The organism is Shewanella sp. 1180_01, assembly GCF_052850535.1.
The window spans coordinates 1-291 of sequence record NZ_VXCT01000219.1; the positions used below are offsets into that span (position 1 = coordinate 1).

Annotated in this window: 1 pseudogene; it reads right to left on the reverse strand. The window is 52.6% G+C overall.

Going from position 1 to position 291, the window contains the following annotated elements:
* Positions 1–291: pseudogene (locus tag FW758_RS24940) on the reverse strand (replication protein P); the annotation flags it as partial.

Genomic DNA, 291 nt, shown 5'->3' on the forward strand with positions numbered 1-291 from the left:
GCCATCATTTGCCCCCTTAAGCCCAAGGTTGGTTCGTAAATTGGCAATAATTGATTTCGCCTTTGCCGCCTCAGTGGGCCGCGTCACCGTTTCAGGCAGTGCCTTAGGCAACTCAATATCGGTCAACTCGCCACGGCTAAAGCGTCTGCATAAGACTGTGTAATTGCGCTCAAAGGTCATTAACACGTCCTTTTCAAGCCCAGTTGCAAACATCCAACTGCCCGTCTCGCGCACCGCTAAGCGCACCACGTCATGGCTCCACGTATGCTTATCAGGGTGATGGTAATGGCG